This is a genomic window from Azospirillum oleiclasticum (assembly GCF_013423485.1).
GTDB classification, from domain to species: domain Bacteria; phylum Pseudomonadota; class Alphaproteobacteria; order Azospirillales; family Azospirillaceae; genus Azospirillum; species Azospirillum oleiclasticum.
The window spans coordinates 139,901-157,803 of sequence record NZ_JABFFR010000032.1; the positions used below are offsets into that span (position 1 = coordinate 139,901).

Consider the following 17,903-nt stretch of genomic DNA (forward strand, 5'->3'; position numbering starts at 1 on the left):
TCCGCCGGAGACCATCACGTCAGGTGCTGGCGGCGCAGGTAGTCCTCGCTCTGCATCTCCATCAGGCGGCTGACGGTGCGCTCGAACTCGAAGGCGTGGGTGCCTTCGGGGTAGAGGCGTTCGGGCGGGGCGTCGGCGGCGGCGACCACGTTGACCTTGTGCTCGTACAGCTCGTCGATCAGCGTCATGAAGCGCTTGGCCTCGTTGCGCCGCTCGTCGCTCATCTTCGGGATCTCGTCGATCAGCACCGTGTGGTAATGGGTGGCGAGCGCGATGTAGTCGGCGGCGCCGAAGGGCTTGCCGCAGAGATCCCAGAAATTCACCCAGGCCACGCCCTTGGCCGCCCGCTCGATGTCCACCCGGCGGCCGTGCACCAGCAGATGGGTGGGGCAGGCGGGCACGCCGTCGGTCAGCCCGGCGAAGACCTCGCGCATGCGCTCGTCGGTGGCGGGACCGAGTGGCCAGTGGTAGACCGGCTTGCCCGACAGCCGGTCGAGCCGGTAGTCCACCGGCCCTTCCAGCGCCAGCACGTCCAGCTTCTCCTTCAACAGCGCGATGAAGGGAAGGAACAGGTCGCGCTGCAGCCCGTCCTTGTAGAGCTGGTCGGGCGGCCAGTTGCTGGTCGCCACCACCACCACCCCCAGCTCGAACAGGCTGGTGAACAGCCGGCCCAGGATCATCGCGTCGGCGATGTTGGTGACGTGGAACTCGTCGAAGCAGAGCAGCCACGCCTCGTCCGCCAGCCGGCGGGCCAGCTCGGGGATGGCGTCGTCGGCGTCCTTGGCCTGGCCGCGGGTGGCTTCCCGGTGCTGGTGGATGCGCTCGTGCACCTCCAGCATGAACTCGTGGAAATGGACGCGGCGCTTGCGCTCGACCGGGGCGGTCTCGAAGAACAGGTCCATCAGCATGGACTTTCCCCGCCCGACCCCGCCATACATGTAGAGCCCCTGCGGGGCCGGGTCGGGGCGGCGGGCCAGCCCCAGCCGCTCGCGCCAGCTGCCACGCGCCGACGGCGCCTGCGGGCGGTAGTTCCTCAGCGCCTGATACAGGCTCTGCAGCTTCTCGGCGGCCAGGGCTTGGTCCGGATCGGGACGCAACGTGCCGGTGCCGCGCTTGGCGCGATAGAGCGAAAGCGGTCCTTCGGGCATGGGCGGCTGGCTGGTCCGGGCGGCGGAAGCGGGCGTGTGGGCTCTACCTATCGCAGGACGGCCCCCGGAGCAACGTCGCCGGCGCCTCATGGGCCCGACGCGTGGGCCAAGTGTCGCAGTTGTATGAGCCGGGGCAAACACGTTACAAAATGATACAACGATCGGGCTAGACCGTCCGGGAAAGCGGCCGATGCGGGTCGCGCCTCCGGACCGGCCGGGACCACGGCGTGAGGTTGATGGTGGCTCGCGTTCCGACCCACTCGACGATGGACGTGCAGCAGCCGGTGTCGCGGCTGCGGCGGCTGTTCCGATCCGTGCGCTTCCTGATGGTCGCCTCGGGCGTCATCTTCGTGCTCGCCGTCAACGGGCTGATCGCCTACAGCCTGCTGCTCCAGCGCAACGCCGCCCTCGGCCGCGTCGAGATGGACGTGGAGAAGCTGGCGCTGATGCTGGAGGACCGGGCGGCGCACACGCTGTTCGGCGTCGATCGGCTGTTCACCGACATCGCCCACCAGCTCAACCGCCTGCCGGCCGCGGTGAACACCGCGCCGGGCGCCATCAACGAGACGCTGCGGATGCTGCGCGCCGGCTTCCCGCAGATCGCCAACATCCTGGTGCTGGGACCCGACGGCCAGCTCCTGAACCACAGCGGGCGCGAGGAGGCGGCGTCGGTCGCCTTCGCCGACCGCTCCTATTTCACGCTGCACCGCGACCGGACGGACATCGGGCTCTACATCGGCCAGCCGATCGTCAACCAGTTCTCGCCCGACGCCCCGGTGGTGCCGCTCAGCCGGCGCTGGGGGCGTCGCGACGGCACCTTCAACGGGGTCATCGTCATCCTGATCGACCTGCAGGTGCTCGGCATGCGGCTGGCCGAGCACAGCGTCGGCACCCGCGGAACGGTGACGCTGGCGGCGGCCGACGGCATGATCCTGCTGTCCACCCCGCCCAACCGCATCCGCTCGCTGGTCGATTGGCCGGAGGTGCAGAGCGACCTGCGCGCCGGCGTCCTGCGCAACACGGTCACCCTGACCGACCCCATCGACGGCGACCGCCGGGTCACCGCCTTCCGCCGGCTGTCGGAGGCGCCGCTGGTGGTGGTCGCCAGCGCCTCGCTGACGGAGGCGCTGGCCGGCTGGTGGCGCACGGCCATGCTGCACGGCGCGCTGGCGCTGGCGGCGACGCTGGCGATCATGCTGATGACCTGGCACATGACCGAGCAGCACACCCGGCATGAACAGGACCGCGACCGGCTGGACCGGCTGTCGCGGCGCGTGCGGGGCATCCTCGATTCGATGGTGGACGCGGTCGTCACCATCGACGTGCACGGCCGGATCGAGACCTTCAACCCTGCCGCCGAGTCGCTGTTCGGCTACCGGCGGGAGGAGGCGATCGGCCAGTCGGTCCGGCTGCTGATCCCCAGCGCCGTCCGCCACGACCATGGCGGCTGGTCGCCGGCCCCCCAGGCGGCCGGCGATCCGCGCGCCGGCGGGACCGACCGCGAGGTGATGGCCCAGCGCCGCGACGGCAGCTTCTTCCCGATGACGCTGGCGGTGAGCGAGCTGCGGCTCGGCAGCCACGGGGCGGAGGAGGAGGAGCGGGTGTTCGTCGGGGTCATCCGCGACATCACCCGGCGCAAGCAGCACGAGGCGGAGCTCCTCGCCTCGCGCAGCCAGGCGGAGATGGCCAACCGCGCCAAGAGCGAGTTCCTGTCGAACATGAGCCACGAGCTGCGCACGCCGCTCAACGCCATCATCGGTTTCTCGGAAATCCTCGACAGCGAGTTCTTCGGCAAGCTCAACGAGCGTCAGAAGTCCTGCGCGCGCGACATCCACGACAGCGGGCAGCACCTGCTGGCGATCGTCAACGCGGTGCTCGACATGGCGAAGATCGAGAGCGGCCGCTACGAGCTGAACGAGGAGCGGATCGATCCCAACCAGATCATCGACCAGTGCCTGATGGCGCTGCGCGACCGGGCGGAGGAGAACGGCCTCGTCCTCACGGTGGCGTCGCCGCGCCCGGTGCCGCCGATGTGGGTGGACCGCCGCGCCTTCCGGCAGGTGATCAACAACCTGCTGTCCAACGCCGTGAAGTTCACGCCGTCCGGCGGCCGGATCACCGTGTCCGTCCGGATCGAGGAGGATGGCGGCCTCGCCATCGCGGTGTCGGACACCGGAATCGGCATCCCGGAGGACTTCATGGCCCACCTGTTCCAGCCTTTCCGGCAGGCCGACACCTCCATCAGCCGGCGCTATGACGGGACCGGGCTCGGCCTGTCCATCTCCAAGAACCTGATGGAGCTGCACGGCGGCTCGCTGGGTTGCGAGAGTACGGTCGGGGTCGGCACCACCATGACCATGCGTCTCCCGGCGGTCCGCATCATCCGCAAGGACATCATGGCGGCGTGAAGCGGCGGCCGGCCCCGGCTTCGCCGAATGCGATGCAGTTTGCAAACGCCCTATCGATCTGCGGGTCCGCCACCGGACGGCCGGGCGATGGAAGGCTTGTCCCACGGCCCCCTGCCGCCGGTCCGGATCCGGCACGCCGCTTGCTCCCCGCCGACCCAGGGCGGTTCGGCACCGCATGGGCGACGGCAAGGGACGACGTGAACACGATGATGCTGCAAGACGGACAACGTCCTCACCCAGGGCCCGACCAGAGTTCGGGTGTTGCGGAGGCCGGGGTCGCTCCCGAACCCCACTTCGGTCATCACGCCCGCATCCTGGTGGTCGATGACCAGAAGCTTCTCAACCGCTTCATCTGCCGGACGCTCCAGAACGACGCCACCTGCTACTCGGCCCACGACGGCGAGAGCGCGCTGGCGATGTGCCGGGAGCATCTTCCGGATCTCGTCCTGCTCGACGTGGAACTGCCGGACATGGATGGCTATCGGGTGTGCCGTCTCCTCAAGGCCGATCCCCGGACGCGCAACATCCCGGTGATCTTCGCCACCGGCAATCTCGACCCCGACGACGAGGTGAAGGGCTTCGAGGCGGGTGCCGTGGATTTCATCCACAAGCCGATCAACCCGGCGATCACCCGCGCCCGCGTCAACACCCAGCTCACGCTGAAACGGCAGATCGACGCGCTGCGCCGGGCACTGGCGATGGACGGCCTGACCGGAGTCGCGAACCGCGACGCCTTCGATCGGGAGCTGGCCTCGCTGTGGGATCAGGACGCGCGCGACGGGCGGCCCCTGTCCCTGATCATGGTCGATGTCGATTCCTTCCGGGCGTACAACGACGCGTACGGGCAGGCCGCCGGCGACACCTGCCTGCAGCGGGTGGCGGGCGCCATCCGGGGGCAGATCCACCGGTCCCAGGACCTCGCGGCCCGGTACGGTGGCGGGCTGTTCGCCTGCCTGCTCCGCGACACCGATGCCGACGGCGCGGCCTCGGTCGCCGCGACGATCCTGCTCGCGATCCGCAATCTCGGGATCGAGCGCGCCGGCCCTGATGCCGACGGTATCGTGACGGCGAACCTGGGGGTGGCCACCGCGATTCCCTCCCCCGGAACGTCGCCGGACGCGCTGATCGCCGAGGTGCAGCGGTACCTCGGCATCGCGAAGTCCCTGGGCCGCGGCTGCATGATCACCGCGGCGGATGCCGTGTGACCACCGGCCCGTGAACGTCCACCCCGGCGAGGATCAGCGGGCGGTGCCGGCATAGGGGTGGCGGGCGATCCAGTGGCGGGCGATGTCGATGCGCCGCGCCACCCACACCCGGTCATGCGCGCGCACATGGTCCAGGAAGCGCGCCAGCGCCGCGGCACGACCGGGCCGGCCGACCAGCCGGCAGTGCAGCCCCACCGACATCATGCGCGGCGTCTCCGCCCCCTCCTCGTACAGCGTATCGAAGCTGTCCTTCAGGTAGGTGAAGAACTGGTCGCCGCTGTTGAAGCCCTGGTTGGTGGCGAAGCGCATGTCGTTGGCGTCCAGCGTGTAGGGCACGATGAGCTGGGGACGGCCATGCGCGTCGTCCCAATAGGGCAGGTCGTCGGCGTAGCTGTCGGCGTCGTAGAGGAAGCCGCCCTCCTCCACCACCAGCCGCCGCGTGTTGGGCGAGCAGCGGCCGAGGTACCAGCCGAGCGGCCGTTCCCCGGTGACGCGGGTGTGCACCTCGATGGCGCGCAGCATGTGCTCGCGCTCCACCGCCTCGGGCAGGTGCTGGTAATCGATCCAGCGCCAGCCGTGGGTAGCGATCTCCCACCCCGCGGCCTTCATCGCCTCCACCGCCGCCGGGTTGCGCTCCAGCGCCATGGCGACGCCGTAGACGGTGACGGGCATGGCGCGTTCGGAGAACAGCCGGTGCAGCCGCCAGAAGCCGGCGCGGCTGCCGTACTCGTAGATCGACTCCATGTTCATGTGCCGCATGCCGGCGATCGGCTGGGCGCCGACGATCTCCGACAGGAAGGCTTCGGAGGCGGGATCCCCGTGCAGGACGCAGTTCTCCCCGCCCTCCTCGTAATTGATCACGAACTGCACGGCCACGCGCGCCCCGCCCGGCCAGTCGGCCTTCGGCGGGCGGGAGCCGTAGCCGACGAGGTCGCGGGGATAGGGGGTGCCGCCCATCATTGTGGCGTCCGTCATCGTGGTGTCCTTCCGTCGGATCCGGCCAGCGCCGGAGGCCGCAAGGATACACCGGGGCGCACCCCGCCCTTCAACCGGATCCTGCGCGCGCCAGTGGCGTCAGGGCGGCGTCAGGGCCGCGCCGCCTCGTCCGCCTTGTCGGAGGCCTTCGTGCCGGCGGCCGTCCCCTCCGGGATCTGGTGGCGCAGGATGGTGGGCGTCTGCAGCGCGCTGAACAGCAGGGTCAGCGGCATGATGCCGAACACCTTGAAGTTGACCCAGGCGTCGGTGGTCATGCTGCGCCAGACCACCTCGTTCAGCACCGCCAGCACCACGAAGAACCACGCCCAGCGGATCCCGAGGATGCGCCACCCCTCCTCGGTCAGCGCCATCACCGCGCCCAGCAGATGCTTCAGCACGTTGCGGCGCAGGATGTGGGCGGTGAACAGGACGGTGGCGAACAGCAGGTTGACCAGCGTCGGCTTCAGCTTGATGAACAGGTCGTCGTTCAGCCACAGCGTCAGTCCGCCGAACAGCATGACGAAGCCGGCGCCAACCACCGGCATGACCGGCACCTTGCGCTCGACATGCCAGGACACCAGCACCGAGACGGTGGTGGCGGCCATGAACACGGCGGTGCCGGTCATGATGCCGGCCTGCGAGTTGGCGATGAAGAAGGCGGCCAGGGGGCCGGCTTCGATGATGAGGCGGGCGAGCGGGTTCATGAACCTGACATAACCCGAACCGTGCCGCGGTTAAAGGGCCGCGTTGGTCCACCCGCCTTCCGGACGTGCTCAAAAGGGTTTGCGGACGTTGGTCGAAACCGCCGGATCGCCGCCCACCTCCGCCTCGCGCTCGTCCGGCTTGCGGCCGATCTTGCGGTTCGCCTCGGTCACCGTTCGGCGGTCGGGGCTGTCGTAAAGGCGTTCGGCGTCTTCGGCGTTCTCCTTCGGCGATCGGCGGAGCGCCTCGGTGAAGGGGCTCTTCGGTTCGGGCATGCGGCGGTCGTTCATGATCACTCCCCGGGGTGGCGGTCACCGCCCCGAAAACCGGCGGGGACCTTGAAGCGTTCCCGCATGCCGACCCCGCAACCGACGATGGGCGGTCCCAGCAAAACCCCTAGGCAGGGCACGCCGCATCCGATAAAGAAACGGCCAGCCCAACCACCCCGACCGGACGGGAACGCCGTGCAGAACACGACCCGCGACCAATGGCTGGGGAAGGCCCGGACGCTGTCCGAGGCGCTTCCCTACATGCGCCGCTACGCCGGCCGCACCTTCGTGATCAAGTACGGCGGACACGCCATGGGCGACGCCGGGCTGGCCGAGCTGTTCGCGCGCGACATCGTGCTGCTGAAGCAGGTCGGCATCAACCCGGTGGTGGTGCACGGCGGCGGGCCGCAGATCGGCCAGATGCTGAGCCGCCTGAAGATCCAGTCCAGCTTCATCGACGGCCTCCGCGTCACCGACCGGGAGACGGTGGAGATCGTCGAGATGGTGCTGTCCGGCTCCATCAACAAGCAGATCGTCGCCGCCATCAACGCGGCCGGCGGCCGGTCCGTCGGCATCTCCGGCAAGGACGCGCAGCTCCTGACCGCCCGCAAGGTCACCCGCACCCAGCGCGACCCCGACAGCAACATCGAGAAGGTGCTGGACCTGGGATTCGTCGGCGAGCCCTACCAGGTCAACCCGCAGATCATCGACAGCCTGGTCCAGGCCGACATCATCCCGGTGATCGCCCCCATCGGCTTCGACCGCAACGGCGACACCTACAACATCAACGCCGACACCGCGGCCGGCGCCATCGCCGGGGCGCTGGGCGCCACCCGCTTCTTCCTGCTGACCGACGTGGCCGGCGTGCTGGACAAGGAGAAGACCCTGATCCCGCGCCTGACGCTGGAGCAGGCCCAGGCCTGCATCAAGGACGGCACGGCGTCCGGCGGGATGATCCCGAAGATCGAGACCTGCATCGGCGCCGTCGAGCAGGGGGTGGACGCGGCGGTCATCCTGGACGGCCGCGTGCCGCACGCTCTGCTGCTGGAAATCTTCACCGAGGGCGGGGCCGGCACGCTGATCGGCCGCGACTAGGGCACACCGCCGGCCCGACAGGAGGGGGGACCCCATGTCCGACCCGCGCAAGGAGCTGATCCGCCAGATGGCGGCCCTGCGCCAGCGGCTCGATCCGAAGGTGATCGAGCAGGCGAAGATGGCGGTGTTCGGGCAGGTGCCCTATGACCGCGACAACGCCAAGGCGGCGGTCGGCGACTTCCTCGACCGCCGCCGCGACGGCGGTGCCTTCCGCCGCAAGCTGGAGGAAGCGTTGCGCCAGGAGGGGGACCGGCTCGAGCTGGACGCCCCGCCCGGCGACGACGCCCCCAAGAGCCCGCAGCCCGTCAAGCCCCGCCGCATCGGCCGGATCGTCTGACCGGCGGGGGCGGCCCATGCTGCATGTCTTCGTCAACGACGGCGGGCGGCTGGTCTGGTCCAAGGGTGCCGAGACGATGCTCGGCCCCCTGCCCGACAGCGCCGCGTGGCTCGACCTCGTCAACCCGGCACCGGACGAGCGCCACCGGGCCGAGCGGCTGGTCGGCTTCCCCCTGCCCACCCGCGAGCAGATGGCCGAGATCGAGGAGTCCAGCCGCATCCGCGTGCTGCCCGGCCGCGTGCATCTGACCGTCATGGGGCTGGTGTGGGCGGACACCGAATCGCCCCGCATCATCCCGGTCAGCTTCGTGCTGACGCCGTCGCACCTCGTCACCGTCCACCACATCGACCCGCAGCCCTTCCTGGCCTTCCGGCGCAAGGTGTCGCGCGACGGGCTGGCCTCGGCCACCCCCGTCGCAGTGATGGAGGGCGTCGTCGAGGCGATGGTCGAGCGCACCGCGGGCGTGCTGCGCCGGGTGGCGCTGGAGCTGGACACCATGGGCTCCCGCTCGCTGCACGGCCACACGCTCCGCCCGCGCAGCGAATCCCGCGACGACACCCGCACATTGCGCCGCATCGGACATGCCGGCCATCTGGTGGGCAAGGCGCATGTCAGCCTGACCAGCCTGCGCCGGATGCTGGAATTCCTGGCTGGCGGCGAGGGGGCGGGCCTCGGCAAGGACTGCCGACGCTGGGCGCGCGCCGCCCTGCTGGACGTCACCGGGCTCGACGAATACGCGCTGTTCCTGACCCAGAAGGTCGGGCTGCTGCTCGACACCACGCTGGGTCGGATCAACGCCGAGCAGAACGAGATCGTGAAGATCGTCAGCGTCCTGTCGGTCGCCCTGTTCCCGCCGACCCTGGTCGCCAGCCTCTACGGCATGAACTTCGCGCACATGCCGGAGAAGCACTGGAGCTTCGGCTATCCCTACGCGTTGCTGCTGATGCTGCTGTCGGCGGTGCTGCCGATGCTGTACTTCAAGCACAAGCGGTGGCTGTAGGCGCTCACAGCGCCAAAAGCACCGCCCAGCCCACCACCACCATGTTGACGGTCAGCGTCATCGCCATGCCCGGTGCGCGGGCGAAGGGATGGAGGATGTAGCCGGTCCAGAACAGCACCCGGCCGACCACGAACAGCAGCGTGAACAGAGCCGGAAAGCCCAGCGATTGAAGGGGCAGCAGCGCGCACAGCGCGGTCAGCCCCGGCAGGAAGAGCAGCGTCTGTTCCACCGTGTTGGACAGCGCCCGCTGGCAGACGCGGTAGACGCGCGTCTCCGGATCGTCGATGGGATTGAACAGCCGGCACAGGCCGCGGGTGGCGATCACCGCCAGGATCACCAGCAGCAGCACCAGCGCCGGCCACACCGACAGCCGCGCCGCCAGCCCCAACCGACCGGCGAGGTCGGCCACGGCAGGCGGCGGGAAAAGCGGGGCCAGCGCCACCATCAGCACCACCGTCACCGCCACGGCGACGCCGTTGGCGGCGATCGCGAGGGTGAGGCGGCGGTCGGCCGCCATGCTCAGGACAGCCCCTTCTGGCCCATGTCGAGGAATTTCTGCCGGCGCAGGCGGCGCAGATCGGGGCCGTCCAGCCCCTCCAGCTCGCCCAGCGACTCGGCGATGGCGTCGCCCAGCGCCTTGCAGGTCTCCAACGGGTCGCGGTGGGCGCCGCCGATCGGCTCGCTCACCACCTTGTCGATGACGCCCAACTCCTTCAGGTCCTGGCTGGTCAGGCGCAGCGCGATGGCCGCCTCCCCCGCCATGTCGGGGTTGCGCCACAGGATCGAGGCGCAGCCTTCCGGGGAGATGACGGAATAGATGGCGTGTTCCAGCATCAGCACCCGGTCGGCGCTGGCGATGGCGATGGCGCCGCCCGAGCCGCCCTCGCCGATGATCGCCGAGACCAGCGGCACGTCGATGCGCAGGCAGGTCTCGATGCTGCGGGCGATGGCCTCCGCCTGCCCGCGCTCCTCGGCGCCGACGCCGGGATAGGCACCGGCGGTATCGACCAGCGAGAGCACCGGCAGCTTGAAGCGCGCGGCCATCTGCATCAGGCGCTGCGCCTTGCGGTAGCCCTCGGGCTTGGCCATGCCGAAATTGTGGCGGACACGCGAGTCCGTGTCGTTGCCCTTCTCCTGGCCGATCACCACCACCGACCGGCCGCGGAAGCGGCCAAGGCCGCCGATCACCGCCTGATCCTCGGCAAAGTAGCGGTCGCCGGCCAGTGGCGTGAAATCCTCCACCAGATGGCGGACGTAATCCAGGCAATGCGGCCGGTTGGGATGGCGCGCCACCTGCACCTTCTGCGCCGGCGTCAGCTTGGCGTAGGTCTGGCGCAGCAGCTTGTCGACCTTGATCTGGAGCTTGCCCACCTCCTCGGCGATGTTGATCTCCTCGCCGGGGTTGGTCAGGTGTCGCAGCTCCTCGATCTTGCCTTCGAGTTCGGCGATGGGTTTTTCGAATTCCAGGAAGGTCTGCATAGCGAACGGAAGCCGGGCGGGTAGCGGAATGCGCGGGCCGGATGGTCCAACCCCGCGGGACCGTGCTCGATAACACGCCTCCCCTGCCCGCGCCATAGGCGAAAACGCGCGCGGCGGCGGTTCGTCCGCCCTCAGCGCCGCAGGAGGGCCCGCGCGGCGGGGTCGCGGCCCTGCCATCCCGTGCGCACCAGTTCCGGCTCGTCGGACGGCTGGCGCGGGTAGCCGAGGCAGAGATAGGCGACCAGCGACCAGCCCGCGGGCACCGCGAGATCCCGCGTCACCGCGTCCGGATCAAGGATCGACACCCAGCCCAACCCCACCCCCTCCGCCCGCGCCGCCAGCCACAGCGTCTGCACCGCGGCGACGGTGGAATAGCGCAGCGTCTCCGGCATGGTGCGGCGGCCGAGCCCGTGGCCGGTGTCGGTGCCCTCGTTGCAGAAGACGGCCAACTGCACCGGCGCGTCGTCCAGACCGGCCAGCTTCAACCCGGCGTAGAGCCGCGCCTGCTCCCCGTCGTATCCGGCCAGCGCCTCGGCGTTGCAGGATTCGAAGCTGGCCCGCACCGCCGCGCGGCGGGCGGCATCCTCCACCAGCACGAAGCGCCAGGGCTGGCTGTTGCCGACCGATGGGGCGAGGCAGGCGGCGTCGAGCAGCCGGTCGAGCAGCCCGTCCGGCAGCGGGTCGCGCCGGAACCAGCGCACGTCGCGCCGCCAGCGCAGCAGCGCCGCCAGCCGGTCCCGGAACGCCTCGTCGAAGACCGGCCCGTCGGGGGTGGGGTCGGTCGGGTGGGAGGATATCGCGCTCATGATCCTACAACGCGCCGCGGGGGAGCTCCGGTCAAGCCGGAAGGCGACGCCCCGTCGCCGTCGGCATCACCCCCGCGCTCACGCCCCCTCGGCCACCAGCCGGTCGTAGGCGGGCAGCGTCAGGAATTCGGCGAAGTCGCGGTCCTCCACCAGGGCGCGGAACAGGCGGGCGGCGTCCTCGTAGCGGCCGGCGGCGAAGGCCTCCTCCCCCACCCGCTCCTTCCAGGCCGCGACCTCCCCGTCGATGACGGTGTCGACCAGCGCCATGGTGACGGTGCGGCCGTCGTCGAGTGCGGCGCGGTGGTGCACCCACTGCCAGACCTGGGCGCGGCTGATCTCGGCCGTGGCCGCGTCCTCCATCAGGTTGAACAGGGGCACGCAGCCGATGCCGCGCAGCCAAGCCTCGATGTAGCCGATGCCCACCGCCACGTTCTGGCGCAGGCCCGCCTCGGTGCGCGGCCCCTTGGGCACCGCCAGCAGGTCGGCCGCGGTTGCCGACACGTCGGCGCGCTTGCGGGCGATCTGGTTGGGGCCGGGCATGTAGGCGTCGAAGACCTCGCGGGCGACCGGGACGAGGGCGGGATGCGCCACCCAGGTGCCGTCATGGCCGTTGGAGGCCTCCCGCTCCTTGTCGGCGCGCACCTTGGAGAAGGCGGCCTCGTTGGCGGCGGGGTCGTTCCGGACCGGGATGAAGGCCGCCATGCCGCCGATCGCCGGAGCGCCGCGCCGGTGGCAGGTCTTCACCGCCAACAGGCTGTAGGACTGGAGGAAGGGCGTCGCCATGGTGATCTCGGCGCGGTCGGGCATCACCGCGTCCGGATCGTTGCGGAACTTCTTGATGAAGCTGAAGATGTAGTCCCAGCGCCCGCAGTTCAGCCCGGCCGAGCGCTCGCGCAGCTCGTACAGGATTTCGTCCATCTCGAAGGCGGCGAGGATGGTCTCGATCAGGACGGTCGCCTTGATGCAGCCGTGCGGCAGCTTCAGGTAATCCTCGGCGACCGCGAACACCTCGTTCCACAGCCGCGCCTCGAAATGGCTTTCGATCTTCGGCAGGTAGAAATAGGGGCCGCTGTGCCGGGCCAGCAGCTCGGCCGCGTTGTGGAAGGTGTAGAGGGCGAAGTCGAACAGGGATGCCGAGACCGGCTCCCCGTCCATCGTCACGTGCTTCTCCTCCATATGCCAGCCGCGCGGGCGCACCTTGAGGACGGCCACCTCGTCGTTCAGCGCGTAGGCCTTGCCGGTGGCCGCATCAGTGTGGGTGATGCTGCGCCGCACCGCGTCGCGCAGGTTGATCTGCCCCTCGATCAGGTTGGCCCAAGTGGGGGTGTTGGAATCCTCGAAATCGGCCATGAAGACCTTGGCGCCGGAGTTCAGCGCGTTGATCACCATCTTGCGGTCCACCGGCCCGGTGATCTCCACCCGGCGGTCGATCAGATCATGCGGCAGCGACGCGACCGTCCAGTCGGCGGCGCGGATCGCCGCCGTCTCCTCCAGGAAATCGGGTTTCAGTCCGGCGTCGATCAGCGCCTGCCGCTTGGTCCTCACCCCCAGCAGCCGCCGCCGCTCCTCCCCGAACCGCCCCTCCAGCTCCGCCAGGAAGGCCAGCGCGTCGGGCGTCAGGATCGACTCATAGGCGGGCGTGATCGGGCCGGTGACGTCCAGCCCGGCGATGGTGGTGGCCATGGGTTCCCCCAGTCGGTGTGCGTTGGCGGCATCTTTCGATTGCCTATAGCACAGCCCTCCGATGGCCCGAAGGCGGATACCCCGCCTGCATCCCTTTGCCGCGGTGCATGCGGTCTATCAGCGCAGGTCAATGACCGGGCGCCAAGCTCCCACGCTGCCGTCCAGTTCTGCGCTCAGCCAGCCCGCCGCAGTCGAGAAATGATGCTATCGACCGCGGCATCGACACCGAGAGCTTTCCTGCGGGCTACATCATACAACTCGGTCAATTTAGAATAAGCGTCAGTATTCATATTATATTCTGACCACCTGTAGATTTCTTGACCTCCCCCATCGGAGAGCGCCAAATAAAAATCATCCCTCGCTCTTCCGATTTCAATCGAATTCTCAGGAAATGAGACAAAGAAGCTATTTTTAAACGCACTCTTCCACGACAGATCGCCCCGACCTGTCGCAACAAGCAGCTCCGAAACAAACTCGATTTGTCGTTCGTTTTCCATTCAGCTCCCCGGGTCCGCCATCAGTTCAAGCAGAATGACTTGCAGGTTGTCGGCCATTTGGCCCAATGCCCTGTGGGTTTCAATCACGCCCGAAGGGTCGGAACCATCGTGCTCATGGCTGACGAACCGTGCCTCCATCAGAGCCAGCAGCTTGATCATATCCTGAATCGCGACAGACTGCACATCGGTCATTCGGGAATGCGTGTGCTTCACGCCGACCAGCACGCGCCGCAGTTCGATGAACCGATCCGGCAGAAGAACGAAGCTGCGTGCGCGGAGCAGACGTTTGCATTCGTCCAGCACCGCCATCGCCTGGCTCACGTCTGAGAGTAGGTTGAAGCGCGCGATTCCATCCCGCGCCTCGGTCGCCGCGCGCGCGGCCTGCCGGGCCGCATCCTTGGCCCGCGCGACATTGCGCAGCGTCAATCCGAAACCGCCGATGGTGATGACGAAGCCGACCAGCCCCAGCCAGTCGGCCAGGCGCCCCACGTCGGGTAATGCCTCGATCAGCTCCAGCACGCTCATCCGCCGGAGCCCTTCACCGGTGGCCGCCGCGCCAGCGGGTGGTGCTGCTCGACCACCTTGCGCAGGCGGTCGCCGACCACATGGGTGTAGATCTGGGTGGTCGCGATGTCGGCGTGGCCCAGCATCTTCTGCACGGCGCGCAGGTCGGCACCGTGGTCCAGCAGATGGGTGGCGAAGGCGTGGCGCAGCACGTGGGGGCTGACCTTCTCCGGGTCGATGCCGGCCTCCACCGACAGCTCCTTGAGGAGCTGGGCGAAGCGCTGGCGGGTCAGGTGTCCGTCGGTGGAGTTGCGGGAGGGGAACAGGAACAGCTGCTGCTTCTGCTCGCGCCCGGGGATCATGAAGTGGCGGCGCAGCGGCAGATAGGCGGTGATGGACAGCCGCGCCGGCTCCGACAGCGGCACGATGCGCTCCCGCCCGCCCTTGCCGCGCACCATCAGCCCGCGCCCGTCGCGCAGGATGGCGGTCAGCGGCAGGCCGACCAGCTCCGACACGCGCAGGCCGGTGGCGTAGAGCGTCTCCAGCAGCGCCATCAGCCGCAGCCCCTCCGGCCCGCCGCGGGTCTGGGCGGCGCGGATGAGGACCTCGACCTCCTTCTCGCTGAGGATCTTGGGCAGCGGGCGGCCCTGCTTGGGGCTGTCGAGGGCCGACGCCGGATCGTCGGTGCGCCGCCCTTCCGACACCAGGAAGCGGTAGAACTGGCGCAGCGCCGACAGGCGCCGGGCCACGGTGCGCGGGGCCGGCGGCGCGCCCGTCTTCCCGTCGGGAGCGGCAAGATGCTCCAGATAGCCGCGCAGGTCGTCGGTCGAGGCGCGCTCCAGCGGCACGCCACCCTTGGCGAGGAAGCCGCCGATGTCGGTCAGGTCGCGCTCATAGGCCTGCCGCGTGTTCAGCGCCGCCCCACGCTCCGCCATCAGCATGTCGAGGAAGGCATCGACATGCGGGGAGATGGGGGCTGGCCGCGGCTTGCACGGCCGGCCGCGACGCCGCGCCGCGGTGGTCATCGCCCGCTCCGGCCGTTCAGGCCGGCGTCAGCGGGGGAAGCGCTCATCCGGCAGGACCTTTTCCACCGACTTGGATGGAACGGGCATGTCCCACGTGGCGAGAACGGCCATGCCGCCGCCGATCACCAGCAGGATCAGGACAATGAGGACAGACAGGGACCGGCTCATGGCACTCGACGGCTGTGTGGCGTGATCGGGTTCGGCGACGGGAACCGGGGCCGCCCGCGGCGACCCCGTTACCACGGCCGGCGACCGCGGGGGTTGGGACAAGGCACGCATTCGTGCTAAGCAACGCTCGTCATCCCACCGGCGCGGCCCGTGGCCGACGCCCACGGTGAGCTGGCACTTATGCCGCAGGCGGAGGCGTGACGCAACAACGCTGCCCTGCGACACCATAGAGCAGAGCGCCCCCTAGAGCAGACCGACAGCAGAGGCCACGATGTCCCACCGCCACGCCCACCCCCCCCACGCGCCGGCGCCGCTGCCGAGGACGGTGGTGCTGGTCGGGCTGATGGGGGCCGGCAAGAGCGCGGTGGGCCGGCGGCTGGCGGCGCGGCTGGGCCTGCCCTTCGTGGACGCGGACACCGAGATCGAGGCCGCGGCCGGCTGCAGCATCGAGGAAATCTTCCAGCGCGACGGGGAGACGGCGTTCCGCCAGGGCGAGCGGCGGATCATCGCGCGGCTGCTGGGCGAGCGGCCGGTGCATGTGCTGGCGACCGGCGGCGGCGCCTTCATGGACGCCGAAACCCGCCTGGTGGTGCGCTCCCACGCGGTGTCGGTGTGGCTGCGCGCCGATCTGGAGATGCTGCTGCACCGCACGGCGCGCCGCAGCAACCGCCCGCTGCTGAAGCAGGGCGACCCGCGGGAGATCCTGCAACGGCTGATCGACCTCCGCTACCCGGTCTACGCCGAGGCGGACATCATCGTGGACAGCGACGAACGGCCGCCGGAGCAGACCGCCGAACGGGTGGTCGCGGCGCTGGAGACACATTTCGGGATCGCCCTGACGCCGCGTGTGCCGGCGGCGGCCCATGCCGGGGAGAGGTTGTGATGGGTGGGGCCGAGACGGTGCGCGTGGAGCTGGGGTCGCGCGGCTACGACATCCTGGTGGGCGACGGGCTGCTCGCCCAGGCCGGGCCGCTGGTGAAGGCCGCAACCGGCGGCCGGGCGCCGATCGTGGTGACGGACGAGACGGTGGCCGGGCTGCATCTCGCCACGCTGGAACGCTCGCTGGCCGACGCCGGCATCCCGACCGGCCCGGCCATCGTCCTGCCGGCGGGTGAGAAGACCAAGGACTTCGCCCATCTGGAACGGCTGCTGGACGCCATCCTCGGCCGCGGGATCGAGCGGTCGGCGGCGCTGCTGGCGCTGGGCGGCGGGGTGATCGGCGACATCACCGGCTTCGCCGCCGCGGTGGCGCTGCGCGGCATCGACTTCGTGCAGGTGCCGACCACGCTGCTGGCCCAGGTGGACAGCTCGGTCGGCGGCAAGACCGGCATCAACACCCGCCAGGGCAAGAACCTCGTGGGCGCCTTCCACCAGCCGAAACTGGTCATCGCCGACACCGCGGCGCTCGACACCCTGCCCCGCCGCGAGGTGCTGGCCGGCTATGCGGAGGTGGTGAAATACGGGCTGATCCGCCTGCCCGGCTTCTTCGACTGGCTGGAGGAGAACGGCGCCCGCGTGGTGGACGGCGACGGGGCGGCGCGGCGCGAGGCGGTGACGGTGAGCTGCCGCGCCAAGGCCGACATCGTCGGGGTGGACGAGCGGGAGAGCGGCGACCGCGCGCTGCTCAACCTCGGCCACACCTTCGGCCACGCGCTGGAGGCCGCCACCGGCTTCGGCCCGCGGCTGCTGCATGGCGAGGCGGTGTCGATCGGCATGGTGCTGGCCTTCGAGCTGTCGGTGCGGCTCGGTCTCTGCCCGGCGGCGGACGCGGCGCGCGCCAGCACCCACCTCGCCGCCGTCGGCCTGCCCGTCCGCCCCACCGACGTGCCCGGCGTGGACTGGGACGTGGACGAGCTGGTCGGCCACATGGCCAAGGACAAGAAGGTGCGGGACGGGCGCATCACCTTCATCCTCGCCCGCCGCATCGGCGACGCCTTCACCCGCCGCGACGTCGATAGCGCGGTGGTGCGGGAGCTGCTGGTGGAGGCGGTGCGCGGGTGATGGGGTGACGGCCGGGTCCTGAAGGCCGGGTCTTGAAGGCCGGGTCCGGGCCCGCTCACTCCGGCACGGTGGAGCTGCCGCGCCAGATGCCGGGGATGACCAGCTTGTCCTTGCCCTGGTCGAAGCTGCGAACACCGGGGCCATCGACCTGCCCGTCGCGGAAGGTGCCGGCGAAACTGGCCCCGGTGCCGTAGGCGAGGCGGCCGGCGCCGTTCATCCGCCCGTCGGTCAGCGTGCCGGCGTAGACGTCGCCATTGGCAAAGCGCATCCGGCCGACGCCCGTGACCTTGCCGCCGGTCAGCTCGCCCGCGTAGAGGATGCCGTCGGCGAAGTGGAAGACACCGACGCCCTGAGGCCGGCCGTCGCGGAACTCGCCCTCGTACCAGTCGCCATTGGGAAAGCGGATCACGCCAAGGCCGTGCATCTGCGTGCTGCGCCATTCGCCGGCGTAGCGGATGCCGTTGGCGAATCGGTAGACGCCGACGCCTGACAGCCCGCTCCCGAAGGGCTCGCCCTGGTATTGGTCGCCGTTGGCCGCCCCGGTGCCGCCGCGGCGCGCGGCGGCGGCCGCTTCGGCGCGGGCCTGCGCCTGCCGGGCGCG

General features: G+C 69.9%; 19 protein-coding genes and 1 pseudogene. 7 read left to right on the top strand and 13 right to left on the bottom strand.

The annotated features are described in order from the left end of the window. Positions 1–14: 14 nt before the first annotated feature. Entirely contained in the window at positions 15–1,148 is a 1,134-nt protein-coding gene (gene zapE, locus HL658_RS27535; protein ID WP_180285572.1) for a cell division protein ZapE, read from the bottom strand. A 236-nt stretch (positions 1,149–1,384) separates the two neighbouring features. On the opposite strand from zapE, the gene HL658_RS27540 reads away from it, so the two are divergent. Together HL658_RS27540 and HL658_RS27545 are read left to right on the top strand one after the other, a co-directional pair. Continuing rightward, the gene (locus HL658_RS27540; RefSeq protein WP_180285573.1) at positions 1,385–3,556 is read left to right on the top strand and encodes an ATP-binding protein; all 2,172 of its coding nucleotides are present in this window, start codon (positions 1,385–1,387) and stop codon (positions 3,554–3,556) included. Positions 3,557–3,762: 206 nt separating this feature from the next. Further along, positions 3,763–4,761: a diguanylate cyclase domain-containing protein gene (locus HL658_RS27545; RefSeq protein WP_211109863.1), complete on the top strand. Its 999-nt coding sequence runs from the start codon at positions 3,763–3,765 to the stop codon at positions 4,759–4,761. A 33-nt stretch (positions 4,762–4,794) separates the two neighbouring features. Here HL658_RS27545 and puuE read toward each other — a convergent pair whose 3' ends face one another. From puuE to HL658_RS27560, 3 genes are all read right to left on the bottom strand, one after another. Beyond that, complete coding sequence (gene puuE, locus HL658_RS27550) at positions 4,795–5,736, bottom strand: allantoinase PuuE (protein WP_425485383.1); 942 nt, start codon at positions 5,734–5,736, stop codon at positions 4,795–4,797. Between the two features lie 110 nt (positions 5,737–5,846). Beyond that, positions 5,847–6,440: a septation protein A gene (locus HL658_RS27555; RefSeq protein WP_180285574.1), complete on the bottom strand. Its 594-nt coding sequence runs from the start codon at positions 6,438–6,440 to the stop codon at positions 5,847–5,849. A gap of 69 nt (positions 6,441–6,509) precedes the next feature. Beyond that, complete coding sequence (locus HL658_RS27560) at positions 6,510–6,728, bottom strand: hypothetical protein (RefSeq protein ID WP_180285575.1); 219 nt, start codon at positions 6,726–6,728, stop codon at positions 6,510–6,512. Between the two features lie 174 nt (positions 6,729–6,902). Between HL658_RS27560 and argB the strand changes: the two genes are divergently transcribed. Genes argB through HL658_RS27575 form a run of 3 tightly spaced genes read left to right on the top strand, consistent with a single transcriptional unit; the run spans position 6,903 to position 9,139 of the window. Continuing rightward, positions 6,903–7,802, top strand: a complete 900-nt coding sequence (gene argB, locus HL658_RS27565) for an acetylglutamate kinase (protein WP_343055371.1) — start codon at positions 6,903–6,905, stop codon at positions 7,800–7,802. 34 nt (positions 7,803–7,836) lie between these two features. Further along, positions 7,837–8,139, top strand: a complete 303-nt coding sequence (locus HL658_RS27570; protein WP_180285576.1) for a hypothetical protein — start codon at positions 7,837–7,839, stop codon at positions 8,137–8,139. 16 nt (positions 8,140–8,155) lie between these two features. Continuing rightward, on the top strand, positions 8,156–9,139 hold the full coding sequence (locus tag HL658_RS27575; RefSeq protein ID WP_180285577.1) for a magnesium transporter CorA family protein: 984 nt from the start codon (positions 8,156–8,158) through the stop codon (positions 9,137–9,139). 4 nt (positions 9,140–9,143) lie between these two features. Here HL658_RS27575 and HL658_RS27580 read toward each other — a convergent pair whose 3' ends face one another. The 8 genes from HL658_RS27580 to HL658_RS27615 form a co-directional block, all read right to left on the bottom strand. Further along, entirely contained in the window at positions 9,144–9,656 is a 513-nt protein-coding gene (locus HL658_RS27580) for an MAPEG family protein (protein ID WP_180285578.1), read from the bottom strand. Positions 9,657–9,658: 2 nt separating this feature from the next. Next, on the bottom strand, positions 9,659–10,618 hold the full coding sequence (locus HL658_RS27585) for an acetyl-CoA carboxylase carboxyltransferase subunit alpha (protein ID WP_180285579.1): 960 nt from the start codon (positions 10,616–10,618) through the stop codon (positions 9,659–9,661). Positions 10,619–10,749: 131 nt separating this feature from the next. Continuing rightward, positions 10,750–11,424: a 5,6-dimethylbenzimidazole synthase gene (gene bluB, locus HL658_RS27590; RefSeq protein WP_180285580.1), complete on the bottom strand. Its 675-nt coding sequence runs from the start codon at positions 11,422–11,424 to the stop codon at positions 10,750–10,752. 78 nt (positions 11,425–11,502) lie between these two features. Next, positions 11,503–13,107 carry a malate synthase A gene (gene aceB, locus HL658_RS27595; RefSeq protein ID WP_180285581.1) on the bottom strand — a complete coding sequence of 535 codons (1,605 nt, stop codon included), beginning with the start codon at positions 13,105–13,107 and terminating at the stop codon, positions 11,503–11,505. A 173-nt stretch (positions 13,108–13,280) separates the two neighbouring features. Next, on the bottom strand, positions 13,281–13,604 hold the full coding sequence (locus tag HL658_RS27600) for a hypothetical protein (RefSeq protein WP_180285582.1): 324 nt from the start codon (positions 13,602–13,604) through the stop codon (positions 13,281–13,283). Next, on the bottom strand, positions 13,605–14,129 hold the full coding sequence (locus tag HL658_RS27605) for a hypothetical protein (protein ID WP_180285583.1): 525 nt from the start codon (positions 14,127–14,129) through the stop codon (positions 13,605–13,607). It lies immediately after the preceding gene. Further along, positions 14,126–15,133, bottom strand: coding sequence for a site-specific tyrosine recombinase XerD (locus tag HL658_RS27610; RefSeq protein WP_180285584.1), 1,008 nt, complete (start codon positions 15,131–15,133; stop codon positions 14,126–14,128). The genes HL658_RS27605 and HL658_RS27610 overlap by 4 nt, the downstream gene beginning before the upstream one ends. 27 nt (positions 15,134–15,160) lie before the next feature. Further along, entirely contained in the window at positions 15,161–15,301 is a 141-nt protein-coding gene (locus HL658_RS27615) for a hypothetical protein (protein ID WP_180285585.1), read from the bottom strand. 271 nt (positions 15,302–15,572) lie between these two features. On the opposite strand from HL658_RS27615, the gene HL658_RS27620 reads away from it, so the two are divergent. Continuing rightward, positions 15,573–16,184 carry a shikimate kinase gene (locus HL658_RS27620; protein WP_180285586.1) on the top strand — a complete coding sequence of 204 codons (612 nt, stop codon included), beginning with the start codon at positions 15,573–15,575 and terminating at the stop codon, positions 16,182–16,184. Continuing rightward, a complete protein-coding gene (aroB, locus tag HL658_RS27625) occupies positions 16,184–17,302 on the top strand; it encodes a 3-dehydroquinate synthase (RefSeq protein ID WP_180285587.1) in 1,119 nt (372 codons plus the stop codon). Before HL658_RS27620 ends, aroB begins: the two co-directional genes overlap by 1 nt. Before the next feature lie 55 nt (positions 17,303–17,357). Here the strand turns inward: aroB and HL658_RS27630 are convergent. Then, a pseudogene (locus HL658_RS27630) lies at positions 17,358–17,903 on the bottom strand (hypothetical protein); the annotation flags it as partial.

Excerpts from the sequence above, each read along its gene's own strand:
- zapE (WP_180285572.1), bottom strand. The coding sequence starts at position 1,148 with ATGCCCGAAGGACCGCTTTCGCTCTATCGCGCCAAGCGCGGCACCGGC.
- HL658_RS27540 (WP_180285573.1), top strand. The coding sequence starts at position 1,385 with ATGGTGGCTCGCGTTCCGACCCACTCGACGATGGACGTGCAGCAGCCG.
- HL658_RS27545 (WP_211109863.1), top strand. The coding sequence starts at position 3,763 with ATGATGCTGCAAGACGGACAACGTCCTCACCCAGGGCCCGACCAGAGT.
- puuE (WP_425485383.1), bottom strand. The coding sequence starts at position 5,736 with ATGACGGACGCCACAATGATGGGCGGCACCCCCTATCCCCGCGACCTC.
- HL658_RS27555 (WP_180285574.1), bottom strand. The coding sequence starts at position 6,440 with ATGAACCCGCTCGCCCGCCTCATCATCGAAGCCGGCCCCCTGGCCGCC.
- HL658_RS27560 (WP_180285575.1), bottom strand. The coding sequence starts at position 6,728 with ATGAACGACCGCCGCATGCCCGAACCGAAGAGCCCCTTCACCGAGGCG.
- HL658_RS27570 (WP_180285576.1), top strand. The coding sequence starts at position 7,837 with ATGTCCGACCCGCGCAAGGAGCTGATCCGCCAGATGGCGGCCCTGCGC.
- HL658_RS27575 (WP_180285577.1), top strand. The coding sequence starts at position 8,156 with ATGCTGCATGTCTTCGTCAACGACGGCGGGCGGCTGGTCTGGTCCAAG.
- HL658_RS27580 (WP_180285578.1), bottom strand. The coding sequence starts at position 9,656 with ATGGCGGCCGACCGCCGCCTCACCCTCGCGATCGCCGCCAACGGCGTC.
- HL658_RS27585 (WP_180285579.1), bottom strand. The coding sequence starts at position 10,618 with ATGCAGACCTTCCTGGAATTCGAAAAACCCATCGCCGAACTCGAAGGC.
- bluB (WP_180285580.1), bottom strand. The coding sequence starts at position 11,424 with ATGAGCGCGATATCCTCCCACCCGACCGACCCCACCCCCGACGGGCCG.
- aceB (WP_180285581.1), bottom strand. The coding sequence starts at position 13,107 with ATGGCCACCACCATCGCCGGGCTGGACGTCACCGGCCCGATCACGCCC.
- HL658_RS27600 (WP_180285582.1), bottom strand. The coding sequence starts at position 13,604 with ATGGAAAACGAACGACAAATCGAGTTTGTTTCGGAGCTGCTTGTTGCG.
- HL658_RS27605 (WP_180285583.1), bottom strand. The coding sequence starts at position 14,129 with ATGAGCGTGCTGGAGCTGATCGAGGCATTACCCGACGTGGGGCGCCTG.
- HL658_RS27610 (WP_180285584.1), bottom strand. The coding sequence starts at position 15,133 with ATGACCACCGCGGCGCGGCGTCGCGGCCGGCCGTGCAAGCCGCGGCCA.
- HL658_RS27615 (WP_180285585.1), bottom strand. The coding sequence starts at position 15,301 with ATGAGCCGGTCCCTGTCTGTCCTCATTGTCCTGATCCTGCTGGTGATC.
- HL658_RS27620 (WP_180285586.1), top strand. The coding sequence starts at position 15,573 with ATGTCCCACCGCCACGCCCACCCCCCCCACGCGCCGGCGCCGCTGCCG.
- aroB (WP_180285587.1), top strand. The coding sequence starts at position 16,184 with ATGGGTGGGGCCGAGACGGTGCGCGTGGAGCTGGGGTCGCGCGGCTAC.